Source organism: Polyangium sorediatum (assembly GCF_029946465.1).
GTDB classification, from domain to species: Bacteria; Myxococcota_A; Polyangia; order Polyangiales; family Polyangiaceae; genus Polyangium; species Polyangium fumosum.
Window position 1 is genome coordinate 23,107 of the sequence record NZ_JARZHI010000050.1, and the last position, 13,671, is coordinate 36,777.

The 13,671-nt window shown below is 68.2% G+C and carries 9 protein-coding genes; 2 read left to right on the forward strand and 7 right to left on the reverse strand.

Annotated features, from left to right (window positions below; translation table 11 throughout):
- The 7 genes from QHF89_RS36020 to QHF89_RS36050 form a co-directional block, all read right to left on the reverse strand.
- On the reverse strand, positions 1-1,410 hold the full coding sequence (locus QHF89_RS36020; protein WP_136972123.1) for an RCC1 domain-containing protein: 1,410 nt from the start codon (positions 1,408-1,410) through the stop codon (positions 1-3).
- 88 nt (positions 1,411-1,498) lie between these two features.
- Positions 1,499-2,056, reverse strand: a complete 558-nt coding sequence (locus tag QHF89_RS36025) for a hypothetical protein (RefSeq protein ID WP_136972122.1) — start codon at positions 2,054-2,056, stop codon at positions 1,499-1,501.
- 414 nt (positions 2,057-2,470) lie between these two features.
- On the reverse strand, positions 2,471-4,999 hold the full coding sequence (locus QHF89_RS36030; RefSeq protein ID WP_136972121.1) for a hybrid sensor histidine kinase/response regulator: 2,529 nt from the start codon (positions 4,997-4,999) through the stop codon (positions 2,471-2,473).
- A 179-nt stretch (positions 5,000-5,178) separates the two neighbouring features.
- A complete protein-coding gene (locus QHF89_RS36035; protein WP_136972120.1) occupies positions 5,179-6,699 on the reverse strand; it encodes a fucose isomerase in 1,521 nt (506 codons plus the stop codon).
- A gap of 33 nt (positions 6,700-6,732) precedes the next feature.
- On the reverse strand, positions 6,733-8,061 hold the full coding sequence (locus QHF89_RS36040; protein WP_136972119.1) for an aspartate kinase: 1,329 nt from the start codon (positions 8,059-8,061) through the stop codon (positions 6,733-6,735).
- A 113-nt stretch (positions 8,062-8,174) separates the two neighbouring features.
- On the reverse strand, positions 8,175-9,320 hold the full coding sequence (gene chrA / locus QHF89_RS36045; RefSeq protein WP_284721366.1) for a chromate efflux transporter: 1,146 nt from the start codon (positions 9,318-9,320) through the stop codon (positions 8,175-8,177).
- A gap of 62 nt (positions 9,321-9,382) precedes the next feature.
- Entirely contained in the window at positions 9,383-9,730 is a 348-nt protein-coding gene (locus tag QHF89_RS36050) for a DUF2934 domain-containing protein (protein ID WP_136972117.1), read from the reverse strand.
- Between the two features lie 2,048 nt (positions 9,731-11,778).
- On the opposite strand from QHF89_RS36050, the gene QHF89_RS36055 reads away from it, so the two are divergent.
- Together QHF89_RS36055 and QHF89_RS36060 are read left to right on the forward strand one after the other, a co-directional pair.
- On the forward strand, positions 11,779-12,603 hold the full coding sequence (locus tag QHF89_RS36055) for a hypothetical protein (RefSeq protein ID WP_136972116.1): 825 nt from the start codon (positions 11,779-11,781) through the stop codon (positions 12,601-12,603).
- Positions 12,604-12,806: 203 nt separating this feature from the next.
- Positions 12,807-13,667 carry a pilin gene (locus QHF89_RS36060; protein ID WP_136972115.1) on the forward strand — a complete coding sequence of 287 codons (861 nt, stop codon included), beginning with the start codon at positions 12,807-12,809 and terminating at the stop codon, positions 13,665-13,667.
- The last annotated feature ends 4 nt before the right edge of the window (positions 13,668-13,671 follow it).

A 13,671-nucleotide genomic window follows, 5' to 3' on the forward strand; every position in this document is an offset into this window, starting at 1 on the left:
TCAAAATAGGGTGACGTCGGCCATCGATGCCGGAGATTCGTCGTCGCCGACGTCGTCGGTCGAGCCGGAGCCGAGCGCGCCGTTCTGCCCCTTGCCCCAGCACCGTATCGCGGAGGACTCGAGCCTGACACAGACGTGTGAATACCCCGCCGCCACCTCGCTCACGGGCGACCCTCCGCCCACGGCGACGTCGGGGGGCGGCAACTCGCCTGGCATGTCGCCCACGTACGTCGTCGCGCCGCCTCCGCATTGGCCGGCGCTGTTGTGGCCCCAGCAGCGCAGGGAGCCCTCCGCCATTCGAACGCAATTGAATCGATGGCCCGACCCGATCCGTGTCGGCGTGCCCTCGCCGATCGGCACGTCGGGCGGCGGCATCTCCCCCGGGGCGTCTCCGATTCCATCGACGACCGGATGGCCGAGCTGAAATCGCTTGTTCGTCCCCCAGCAGCGCACGGCCCCCGACGTCAAGAGCGCGCAGGTGTGCTCGTCGCCGGCGCCGCCCATGGCGACCCTCCCTCCCAGGAGCACGTCGGGCGGCGGCATTTCGCCCGGCTCGTCGCCGACGTTGTTCGTCGAGCCGAGCCCGAGCTGCCCGGACTCGTTTTTGCCCCAGCAGCGCAGCGCGCCCGTCTCCATGCGGGCACAGGTATGGTCGTAGCCCGCGAAGAGATACGTGGCCGCTCCGCCGAGCGGCACCTCGGGCGACGGCATCTCGCCCGGCGCGTCGCCGATCGGGCTCGTATGGCCTTGCCCGAGCTGGCCATAGTCGTTGTCACCCCAGCAGCGCACGCCGCCGGTCGAGAGCAGCGCGCAGGTATGCCGCCCGCCCGCGACGAGCTGCACGACCGTTCCGCCCACATCGACCGCCGGGGGCGGCAATTCACCGGGCTCGTCGCCGAGGTGGCTCGTATTCCCCTGGCCGAGCTGCCCGTATTCGTTGTATCCGAAGCAGCGCACGGAGCCGCCCTCGAGCCTCACGCACGTGTGCGCGCCGCCGAGCGCCGCTTCGAGCGCAGGCTCGCCGAGCGGCACGTCGGCGGGCGGCAACTCGCCGGGCTCGTCGCCGAGGTGGCTCGTATTCCCCTGGCCGAGCTGGCCGAATTCGTTTGAGCCCCAGCACCGGAGCGTCCCCTGCGGTCCGATCGCGCAGCCATGCGCGTCGCCCGCTGCCATTTTCGCGGGGACGAGCTCCGGCGCTGCGCCGCCTCCCTCGCCGCCTTGGCCTCCGCCGCCTTGCGCTCCTTGCCCTCCCGTCCCGATCGACCCGCCGCCCCTTCCTCCCGCTGCGTCGACGCCGGCGTCGACCGGCGTCGGATCCACGGGCTCATTTCCGGCTCCGTCCGTACAGCCCCAGGGCCCGAGCGAGCCCAGCGAAATGCACGCCAGCGCGACCCATTCTGATCGGCGCATCCTACGACCTCCGCGAGAAACGGTCCTTTCGAAATGCGAGAACGAAGCCGCCGCGCACATCTCCCAGCGCGGCGGCCCCGTGCGAGCGCTATTCTTCGAGGTTCTCCGGGATGACGAGCAGCGTCGCGGAGGTGTTCGTGAACTCGACCGAGTAGGTCTCGCCCGACTCGAGGTCGTACGTCTTCACGTACGACAGCGCCGCGTCCGTGCCGTAATCAGGCAGGCTCGTATTGCTCGAGCCGGCGCATTCTTCCGCTGTCAAGGTCGTGGACCAGACCGGCGTGAGGACCGTCGTGCCGAGCTTGACCGTGATCGTCACGCTGGGATCGGTATAAAAAGCGTGCTCGGCGTCCTCGTCGGCCTCGAAGGCGACTTTGCCGGCATAACTCGATCCCGAGCCGGGCAGCGTGACGTTGTAGGCCCCGTGCTCGACGAGGAACGGCGCCGTGCCGGAGGTGACGGCGGAGACGTTCGTATATGCGCCGCCCGTCGGCGACTGCGCATGGCTGCATGCATGCTCGATATCCTCGGCGGTCGCGAGGCGCTGCACGGCTTCCCCCGCGCTGCCCTCTTGCACGGGCTCTCCTGCGCAACCGACGAGGCAGCAAATGACGATGGAACTCGCCCACAGATATACGTTCTTCATAACCTCTCCTGGTGTTGGAATGGGCCCGTCGCGCGGCGCGCGCACGGGCTCCTCCCACGCGGACGTCGCAAAGCCCGAGGCACCGCTACAGCCTCGGGGACCGACATCCACGGCGCGGTAACCTATGCAAGACGCAACAGAGTTGCAAGTGAAATTTTCGTTCGATCGTTGCATGCGCAAAAAGGAGACGAACATGCCTCCGATGCGAGATATCGATCCGGTGTGTGGTGGGTCGCCTCTCGTCGGGTGGGCGAAGTGGTGCTCGTCACGCGGTGCGGCGGCGTGTGATTCTGAAGTTATGAAATGGGGGAGCTGCGCATCACGTCCACGGCGTAGCCGCGCAGATGCATCATCGGGGCACGTACACGCGTCGGGTCAGGACGCGGACACGACCGACAGGGAGGTAGCGTCGTGCTAACTCGCCTCCCGCAACCCCGCGAGCAGCGAGATCAGCTCCGAGGGCTCGAAGGGCTTCGCGAGGTGCGCCCGGTAGCCTGCGGCGAGCGCGCGTTCTCGGTCTTCGGGCCGCGCGAAGGCGGTCACGGCCACGGCGATGATGGCCTTTCCGTGGCCGTTGTGCCGCGCCTGGAGCTCGCGGAGGAGCGCATAGCCGTCCATGTCTGGCATCCCGATGTCGCTCACGATGAGGTCGATGGCCCGTGACGCGGAGACGTCGAGCGCCTCGGCGGCCGAGGCTGCCGTGCAGACGACGGCTTCGTGTTCTTCCAGCACGCGTTTGACGAGCTCGCGTGAATCGGCCTCGTCGTCGACCACGAGGATGGCCACGCCGTGCAGGAGCCGCGGATCGTTCGCGGGCACGCTCGGGGGCAGCCGGGAGGGCATGCGGAGACGCTCGCCGACTTCGCAGGGCAGCTCGACGGTGAAGGTCGCGCCTCTCCCTTGGCCTTCGCTCTCGGCGCGCACCACGCCCCCGTGCAACTCCACGAGCCGCTTCACGATCGAGAGCCCGAGGCCGAGGCCGCCGTGCCGCCGCGCCATCGACGAGTCGGCTTGGCGGAATCGTTCGAACAGAAAGGGAAGGAACTCGGGCGTGATGCCTTCTCCCGTGTCGCGCACGGTGATCACGGCGCCCTTGCCCGCTTGGGCCAGCATCACCTCGACCTGCCCGCCCTTGGGCGTGAACTTGATCGCGTTCGAGACCAGGTTCCAGACGACCTGCTGCAAACGCGCCGGGTCCCCGCGCACCGCGACACGCGTGGGATTCCGCGGCCCGCGCAGCGTCACGCCTTTGGCCTCTGCGGAGGCGCGACAGGCCTCGATCGCGGCCTCCACCACCGGCGCGAGCTGCGTCGGCTCCAGCTCCACGTGGATCTTGCCTGCGACGATGCGGCTCACGTCGAGCAGATCGTTGATGAGCTGCGCTTGCAGGTGCGTGTTCCGCTCGATCACCGCGAGCCCCTTGGCGAGCTGCTCCGGCCGGATCCCGGGCCGTTGCACGAGCTGCGCCCAGCCGAGGATCGCGTTCAGCGGCGTGCGCAGCTCGTGGGACAACGTCGCGAGGAACTCGTCCTTCATCCGGCTCGCCCGCTCGGCCTCCGCCCGCGCGGTGCGCTCGCTCTCGAGCAGGAAGGCGCGCTCGATCTCGACTTGTTTCTCCTTCGTCACGTCGCGGCAGATCCCCACGATGCGCAGGGCCTTGCCTGCTTCGTCGTAGGTGATGCGGCCGAGCGTGTGGATCCACCGCTCGCCTCGCTTCGGGTGCGCGAAGCGGAACTCGTGCGAGAAATCCGGGATCCGCTGCGCCATGCGTTGATCCATGTAGGCGTTCGCGCGCGCGAGATCGTCCGGATGCACCCCTCGAACCCAGTCGGCGAGGTGCACCGTCCGGTTCTTCGGGTCGAAGCCGAACATCTCGTACTGCACCTCGGACCACGTGTAGAGGTCGCTCGCGACGTCGTACTCCCACCACCCGGCCTGCGCCCCGTCGAGGGCCATGCGGAGCCGATCCGTGCTCTCGGCGAGCGCCGCGGCGGCCTCCCTGCGCTCGGTCACCTCCTCGCAGACCACGTTCACGCCGACGATCACGCCGGACGCGTCGTGAAGCGGGAAGAAGCTCTCCAGCCATACCCGCGTCTTGCCGGGCTGCGCGGGCGTCTCGCCGACGAGCTCCACGTTCCGGAGTGGCTCGCCCGTGTCGAAGATCCTCTGGAACATGGGCTCGGCCTTGTCGGCGAGCCCTGGCAGGATCTCGCGCACCGAGCGGCCGATGTGCGCGGCCGGCAAAAAGCCGTTGATCTCGGCGAGCCGCTGGTTGATTCGCACCCAGCGGAAATTTCGATCGATCACGCAAAGCCCGATCGGCGCGGCCGCGTACGTCGCTTCGAGCTCGGCGAGCTGCCGGCGCGCCACGGCCTCGCTCTCCCGCAGCGCCTCCTCGGCTCGCCGCGCGGCTTCGAGCGACACCATGACCTCGCGCTCGCTCGCCTCCAGCGCGGCGGCGCGTTCGGCGATCCGCCGTTCGAGCTCGGCATTGCGGTGACGAACCTCGGCCTCGGCGCAAATGCGGGCTTCGAGCTTTCGCGCCAGGACGGCTTCACGCGCGCGCCTCGCGCGCTCGTTCAGCATGGTGATGGCCATACCCACGGCCACGAAGAAGCCGAGGCGCACTTGATCCGCGAACGAGGTGATGGTCAGGCTGCCGACCGGGCACAGGAAGAGCGCTGCGCCGAGCAAGGCGGAGAGGCCCGTGGCGACGAGGCCCGCGAGGACCCCTCCATACACAGCGGCGATGGCCACGGGCAGCAGCAGGGCGAGCAGGGGCGCATTGCCATCCAGCCACGGCTCCAGGGAGAACCGGACGAGGACGATCACGAGCATCACGGCCATGGAGAGGCCGTAGGCGTGGAGCGCCTTTCCCGGACCTACACGACCACTCCGGGGGGCCTCGAGCCGCGCTTCGCGGCATTCGTCGGCTGTTTGCATCGACCCTCGCTCGGAACGGCGGAACCAGGGCACACTCGTCCTGACAAGGCTAACGAGATGGCAGCACGTTCGCAACGTGGTCTGCCCTCTCGTCCTGCTCGCCCACGCCCGGTCGATATCCCTGGTCACAGGACCGACCGGGCCGAACGTTTGTCATGACGTCCCGGCGCGGACGCGCCTCAGCCCGCCCGGTCGGCGAGGATGCGGACCTTGAAGCCGAGCTCGCGTGACAGCGCGACCATCTCGTCGAACACGTCCCCGTAGGCCACGGCCACGTGATTCGAGAGGTAATGCGCCATGAGCGTGTCGCGTCCGATCCCCATGTCCGCGGCCATGAACGGCCATTCGCGCGTCGTGCCCTCCCACCAGGCGTCGCGCACCGCGGGCGGGAGTTTGACGACCTCGCCCTTGCCGATATCCATCCAGAGCGCGCCTTCCTTGATGTACGTCCGCGCCCAGGTCATCGCCCCGGGCAAGCTCTCGCCCGCGAACGAGCCGCCCGGCGTCGGGAAATACATCGCCGGCTGCCGGTAGCTGTGCGCGCCGCGCAGCGTGTCCTTGTCGTGGTTGAACGCGTAGGCGCCGCATGAACCCGAATTCAAGAGCACCCACAAGAACCGGCCCTCGTGCTCGCCGCCCCAGCGCACGTCGTGGAACATCACGGCCTCGTGCAGCCCTTTTTCCCGCAGGAGCCGCTTCATCAGCTCCATCGGGATCGCGTTGCCCTGGTCGGCTTCGGTCGCGCAGGCGATCGTCGTGCCGTTGGATTCGGGGCGACACGCCGAATTGAACAGGCCCTCGGCGAGGTCCGAGGGCGGGCGCAGCGGGATCAGCCCGAGCTGGTATTGCCAGCCCAGGCAATCGGCCTTGTATTCGTTCACCAGGTCGAGCACCACGAGGTAATCGCGGAGCTGCTCGCGCGTCGCGCGCTCGTCGAAATCGGCCGCGCCGTTTTCGCCCCAGTGGAACGAGAGGCCCCGATCCTTCACGAACCGGAGCGCGTCGTCGATTCGCTTCTCGGCGATGCCCCGGCCTCGATCGAGGATCCACGCCTGATCGATCTTGTGCTCCGTGAACCCGTGCTTGTTCAGGAGCCGCGGGCCGAAATACCCGTTGATCATGCCCATCGAGGTGTCGCCGAGCATGAGCAGGAGCACGCGCCGCTTGTGGATCTCCTCGGCCACCTTGCGGGCGATCGCCGCCGCCGCCGGGGCGATCGGGCCGGGCTCGCGGATCGCGTCCTCGGGCCAGGCGAGCCGGCCCGTCTGGCACCACGTGTCGAGCCGCTCCATGAAGGCCTTGTCCGTGGTCCAGTCCTCGGCGTCCGTCCAGATCCGCGAGAACGGCCGATCCAGGCTCTCCAGGCAGGCGCCCGTGTTCAGCAGGCCCACGAGGCCGGGCCAGCGGCCCGAGAAATTCGACGCCAGGAGCAAGGGGTTTTCCTTGCCGACCACGCCGTCCGTCGTGTGTGGCCCGTAAAACCAGTGCACACACACGCCGATCATCGGGTCGTCGACAGGCCCGAGCTTCTCGATCGACTCGTGGGGCTTCGAGAGGAACCCCTCGATGCGATAGGGCGCGTGACCGAGCTTTTGCAGCGCTCGTTCGAGCTGGATCGTCGCGGCCGTGATGCTGGGGACGGCGACCTCGTTCGGCTTGGCCCGCGCGTCGCCGGGCCAGAACAGGGCGATCTTTTTCATCGCCTTCTGCCATCGACCACGCGCCGGCCGGCGTCAAGCGCGCTCGAAGAGCCTCTCGTGCAGCACCGCCGACGCGGCGCCTACGTCCTTGTCGGCCACGAGCATCGTCAGGCTGATGCTCTTCATGCCGTAACTCACCATTTCCACGTTCACGCCTGCGTCCGCGACGGCCTGCAAGATCGCCGCGCCGAGGCCCGCCTGCGCCGCGAGCCTCCGGCCCACGACCACCATCAGCGTCTTTCCCGCCTCGACCCGCACCTCGCCGAGCCGCTCCAGGTCCGGCAGGGCGCGATCCAAAGGCTCGCGGCGGTCCGTCGTGAACGACACGCTCACCTCCGAGGTCGCGATCATATCGACCACGACCTCGTGCCGCCCGAGCGCCTGGAACGCCTCGCCGAGGAAACCCGCAGCGCCGAACATCCGCGTCGAGCGGATCGTCACGGCGAGTTGCCCTTCCTTGTAGGCGATGCTCGTCGCCGAAAGCTCGCTCGGGGGCGCGGCCTCGCGGATGACCGTGCCGGGGTGCTCGGGCCGGTTCGTGTTGAGCACGCGGACCGGGATGTTCTTTTGCATCGCCGGCACGAGCGTCGAGGGGTGCAGCACGCGGCTGCCGAAGTAGGCGAGCTCCGCGGCCTCGTCGAAGCGCATCTCGGAGATCGAGCGGGCCTTCTTCACGACGCTCGGATCCGCGGTCATCACGCCGTCGGTGTCGGACCAGATCTCGACCTCCTCGGCGGCGATCGCGGCGCCGACGAGCGTCGCCGTGAGATCACTGCCGTTCCTGCCGACGGTCGTGATGTCACCGGCCTCGGTCTTTCCGACGAAACCCGTCACGACGGGCACGACGCCGGCCGGCACGCGCTCGCGCACCGCGCGTTGCATCGCGGCCTCGTAGCCGGGTAGGGGGCGCGCCGAGCCGAACGCGCCGTCCGTGAGGAAGCCGAGATCCCAGACGTCGAAGGCCTGGGCGGGCAGGCCTTCGCGCGTGAAGAAATCGGCGATGACCCGCACGGCCATACGCTCGCCGAAGCTCGCGGCGTAGTCGAGGCTGCGCAAGCTGAGCTCCCGAACGAGCGAGAGGCCCCGGTAGAGGGCCGAGATCTCCTCGTAGAAGGGCGCGAGCAGGGCGTCGTCGCAGCCGAGATCGCGGGCGATCGCGGCTTGGCGCTCGATCACGCGCTCGGGGGCGTAGACGCCGCGGGCGGCCTCGCGCGCGCCCGAGAGCAGCGCGTCGGTCATGCCCTTGTGGGCCGAGCTCACGACGAGCGGCGTCCGCCCCGCGCGCCCGCGGACGATCGCGAGCACCTTCTCGATCTGCTTGCGGTTGGCGACGGAGCTGCCGCCGAACTTCATGACGATCATGGCGGCCGGACGGTAGCGCAGTGCGTCGAAACGTGCAGCCGGTTTTTCCGGGGTTTGGGGCGTCGCCCCGAGCGTCAGGTTTCCCCGGGGCCGCAGCGAACCGGATTCCGCATTTACGGCAAATGTCCGAGCGCGCCGCGGACGGCGAGGCCGGCGAGCGCGCCGCCCACCACGATCCACGTCGCATTGATCTTCGGCTGCATCGCGACGGGCAGGGCGGCGGCGAGGATCAGCCACGCGGGGACGTCGACGAGCGCGCCGCGGCCGAGGGCGATCGTGGCGGCGGCGAGCAGGCCGAGCGAGGCGGCGGCGGCGCCGTCGAGCAGGCCTGCGAGGCGGGGCGCGGCGCGCATCTTCGGCAGGAGCGGCGCGCTCGCGCGGACGAAGACGAAGCTCGGGAGGAAGATGGCGAGCGTGGCGACGGCCGCGCCGGCGGGGCCTTCGATCAGGTATCCAATGAAGGTCGCGGTGGAGAGCACGGGGCCCGGCGTGAATTGGCCGATCGCGACGGCGTCGAGCAGCTCCGCCTCGGTGAGCCAGCCCCGCTCGGTCACGAGCCCGGCGCGGAGCAGCGCGATCAGCACGTATCCGCTGCCGTAGAGGACGCTGCCGACTTTGAGGAAAAACAGCCCGAGCGGGAGGAGTTTTCCCCCTGTGGTCGCGACGGACGCGGCGACCGGACCCAGGAGCGCAGCGGCCGGCGAGCCCGTGTTTTTCGTATTCGTATCGGAGGGCGGCTTCTCCGGCGGCTTCTTCCAGCCCGCGCCCATCGCGCCGAGGGCCGCGCCTCCGAAGAGCACGCCGATTTCATTCACGCCGAGCACGCTCGCCGCGGCCGCTGCGAGGCCGAGCGAAAGGAACCAAACATCCTTCTTGCGAGGCAGGACGAGCCTTGCCATGGCCGCGAGCACGATCGAGAGCATCGCGGGCTTCAGGCCGTAGAGCAGCCCTTCGAGGGCGGGCAGCGTGCGCAGGCGCTGGTAGGCGATCGCGAATCCGGCGGTGATCAGCGCCGCGGGCAGGATGAAGCAGACCCCTGCGGCGACGAGCCCCGGCGTGCCGGCGCGGCGATACCCGAGGTGGATCGCCATTTCGGTCGAGTTCGGCCCGGGAATCAGGTTCGTCGCCGCGAAGAGATCCAGAAACTCCTCGCGCGTCACCCATTTCCGGCGGACGACGACCTCGGCTTCCATGAGCGCGACGTGCGCGGCGGGGCCGCCGAACGAGGTGCATCCGAGGCGCAAAAACAAGAGCGCCACCTCGCGCAGCCGGCCCGGAACGGCCGCGGCGGGTGGCGCCGGGGGAGGCAGAGCCTCCTCGCTCAGATGTGGACCCCGCCGACGAGCATGGCGTCGATTTCACGCTCGGCGACGAGCCAATCCTCCACGGGGTCGGTCGTGCCAAGCCCGTGCGTCTCGGCGCGGCGATAGGCGGTGAGCGCGATCAGCCGGCGGCGCTCCTCGATCGAGATGGGCCTGCGCTCGGAGGCGGCGGGCGCTTTCAAATCCTCGTCGATCACGGCCGGCGCTTCGTGCGCGGGCGCGGCGGCGACGGGCGGCGGCGGCGCGATCGTCTCGGCGACGGCGGCGGCGGTGGCCACGGCGGCCTTCGCGCTCTTCTTGCCTGCGTCGCTCTTCTTCGCTGCTGCCTTCTTGCCTTTCGTCTTCATCGATCCTCTCCTCGGTGGTTTCGTCCGGGCGAGGCGGCTCCTAACGTGGATGAAGGGGGAGGGCAAAGTTCTGGCAGGAGTGTCCGTGTCCACCGAGGCGGCGCCGCGTGGCTTGGCGTCGCGGGAGCGGAGGCGGGGGCGGCGTTCCAGGGCTCCTGCTCCTGCGACGAAGCCGGGGGCGCGCCCGAAGCGCCGCGCAGCGCTCATGTGGTGTGGGTGCAATTTTGTGTTGTAATCCTGCCAATGATAGATCTTGACCAATGAGTTTTGCGTGTGTATTTGCGGGGTTGGCGTTTTTTGATCGAGTACGCACGGAGGAATTTGTGACCAAAGGCAACGTTGTTTTGAAAATTGTTGCGCTCTTCGCGTCTTGCGCTGCCATCATCAGCGCTTGCGACCGTGCGCCGGTGTTCGACGAGCGGGCCAATGAGAATGTGGCCAGTGCCGAGCAGCTTCTTTGCACCGACGTGGGGACTTCGTGCAGCATCGACGCGGACTGCTGCACGAACCAGTGCTGGGGGAACACCTGCGAATGCCTGTGGCCTTCGGATTGGGGGTGTACCAAGGATGCGGATTGTTGTTCCCCTGCCGTCTGTACCATCAACGCTCCGGCCACCATTGGCACGTGTGGCCTCCCGCTCGGTGCTCCGTGCGCTCCGTCCAATCAGTTCAGCGAGACCTGTGACAGCGAGGTGTGCTGGGACGATGTCTGCGCGGAGTGCAGGCTGAGCGGGTACGCATGTAGCGGGGAAGAGGACTGTTGTGAAGGCGATTGCCGCTCGGGGGGATGCTGCCAGCCTCCCGGTGGTGCCTGCGAGTATGACACGGACTGCTGCATCGGACCCAGCCTCAGCTATGGTTGCGACCAGGGCATCTGCCAGTGCCTGTGGCCTTCGGATTGGGGGTGTACCAAGGATTCGGATTGCTGTTCCCCTGCCGTCTGTACCATCAACGCTCCGGCCACCGTGGGCACGTGTGGCCTCCCGCTCGGTGCTCCGTGCGCTCCGTCCAATCAGTTCAGCGAGACCTGTGACAGCGAGGTGTGCTGGGACGATGTCTGCGCGGAGTGCAGGCTGAGCGGGTACGCATGTGGCGTGGACGAGGACTGTTGTGAAGGCGAGTGCCACTCGGGGGGATGCTGCCAGCTTACCGGTGGTTCCTGCTGGTATGACGATGAATGCTGCTCGGGAGGCGTCGGCGCTTGCGACCAGGGCACCTGCCTGTGAACCTGGCCGGGTGACTGGGGCTGCGACAAGGACGCGGACAACTGCGCGGGCGACGGCGACGGCGCCCTCTGCAACCCCGCCGTCGTCACGCCGTTCCAACCATGCGTGTCGCCGCGCCCCCGCGGCGACAGGAGCCCCCCGCGGGCACCCAAGGCGTCATCCACCCCCGCTTTTCGAATGAAAGGCGCAGGCGACCCGTTCCTTGCCCCCTCCACGGGAATCACGCGCGAAGGACGCCCCGATCCTCCCCCGCGCACCTCCCGCGCTCGCCGAGGCGAAGCGTGATCCTCCCCTGGTCACGCGATGCAGAGCGGAAGATCACGCCGTTCCTTGCGTCGTCACGAGCTGCGCGGGGGCAGGCGAGCCGTCATCCGCCCCCCTCGACGATGCGCGCGGACGCAGGTGACGCTTGCCGCGCCCTTGGGCGGACGCAAAAAGCGACGGGTCGGCAGCGCATGACATGAAATGGCGCCAGGTAGCGCTGATGCCGGACGCAAGAACCGAAGGTTTGGCGCGTGCAGGATTGTCGGCGCGGGGGCCGCCGAAGCGCAAACGGGTGCCCTGGGGCAACACGTGCTGCCGTTTTCGAAGAAGCGTCGGGTGTGACGGACCTGGCGCAGAGGCTTCGGTGAACCCATTTGCGATCGTATTGGCAGCGCCGATGCACACGTGTGTCCGATGGTCAAGAAAATTCAACGATGAACTGCTCGTTCGGGGAACAGCGATGACGGGTCGTCTTCAGACCGTGGGAAAAAATACCCCACTCTGGAATCCAGCTCCAGCTAGGATGAACTGCTTCAAGCTGTTCGTGGAGGGACTGTCATGACCGATTGGAGACTCACGCTCGAGGACTGGATCAACGCCAGCGATCCGTTCAAGAACGCCATCAAGAACATCGTGGCGGCCAACGACTATGGCGCTGATCGAAGATTGCGCGACGCTCTCATCACCGAGCTGGACAGCTTCTACAGGGGCCGGGTCATGCATCGGGCGGAGGTGGATACCGCCTGGGCGACAAACCAGAAGGGAACGTTTGTCCGCGACGTCCTGTCGGCCGCGCTCCAGCCTGCCCTGCTCGCAAGGATCCGCTTCGTCAACGCCACGCCGCTCAACCAGGAAGCCCAGCGTGGCCCCTTGCGGACCGAGTTGAGAACGGCGCTGAAGAACGCGGTCAGCCTGAAGGTTGCCGCGCTGGAGCTTGCGAGCCCTGCCCCGGCCCCGCGCGATCGCAGCTACAGCGCAGCCAGGGATTTCGCGGCGATGGCCGTCGACTTCAGCCTCACATGGAAGACCAACAGCACGCGCCCCGGCGAGCTGACGAACAACGGTCGTGATGGGGTGGGCGCCGAGGACGCCGAGATGCAATGGATTGATGGGCACACGGACGCTCTCGTGAATGCCGTCACGGAACGAGCGAGCGACGTAGCCTATCCTGAAAAGCGTATCGAGATTCATGTCAAGGCCCGGCCCTGCCATTACTGCGGCCCGCGGCTCAACACATGGAAGGCCGAGAATGTCGCCATTGCTCCGCTGCCTGTTTTTGTCTACACCTATTACAACGATCAAGCCGGCCTGGCGGGCAAGCACGTCTACAAGCTCGATTCAACTGCCCCCAACGGCACGAAATATCTTGGGACCTGGGCATGAGCGGCGCACGTTTCGAGCGAGTCGGCGTGCAACCGGGCCGTCTGCATCGCCGCGCCAAGCCTCGGAAGGCTCCACGACGATGGTGTGTCCCCCCTTCGAGAGCTTCTGGCCGCTGAGGACCATGGGACCAAAGTCCCACACGAGAGCATGCGCCGGCCCTCCCCCGTGGACCGTCCGGGGAGACCGTGTATCCTCCTGTGGCCATGGCTGATCCTTTTCGCAAAAGGCAACTCTCCCCGGCCGAGGTCCGCCGCATCCTGCGCCGGGCCCTGGATCTCGCCGAGCAGGACGCCGAGACGCAAGCGATCGAGACCTCGATGACCGAGGCCGATCTCGTGCGCCACGCGGGCGAGCTCGGCATTCCGCGCACGGCCATCCGGAGCGCCGCGGCCGAGCATGCGCCGCCCGAGGAAACGAAGGCCCAGGGCGGGTGGCTCGGCGCGCCGACGCGGACGGTCGCCGAGGAGGAAATCGACGGCGACATCTCGTCGGAGACGCACGAGGATCTCGTCGACGTGATTCGCAGCGTGATGGGCGACGCGGGGCAGGTGCAGATCGTGGGAAAAACCCTGACCTGGACGCCCACGGTGCATCCGCAATCGCAGCCGCGGCAACTCTCGGTCACGGTGCGCTCGCGGAATGGGAAGACGCTCGTCCGGGTCGAGGAGCGATACACGAACCTCGCCCTGGGGTTGTACCTGGGCATCGGGCTCGGCGCGGGGCTCGGCGTGGGCCTGCCCGCCGCGGCGACGATCGCGGCCGCCACGAAGAGCGGCCTGTCCGCCGTCGTGGCCGCGGTCGCTTGCCTTTCGTTCGCGTTCCTTTTGCCGCGCCTGATCTTTCCCTGGATCGTGCGGCGCCGATCGAGAAAACACGACGCGCTGCGGAAGCGGCTTTCGAGCGTGATCCGCGGAGCGTCGCGGGACACGCGGGCGGGGGAGGAAGCGACGGCGCCGCGGAAGCGGAAGCGGATTGCGGGCGCGGCGGCGGGAGCGGCGGCGGAAGCGGAAGCGGAGGCGGAGGCGGAGGCGGAGGCGGATGCAAGGCAGAGGCGGAGGCGGTAGCGGG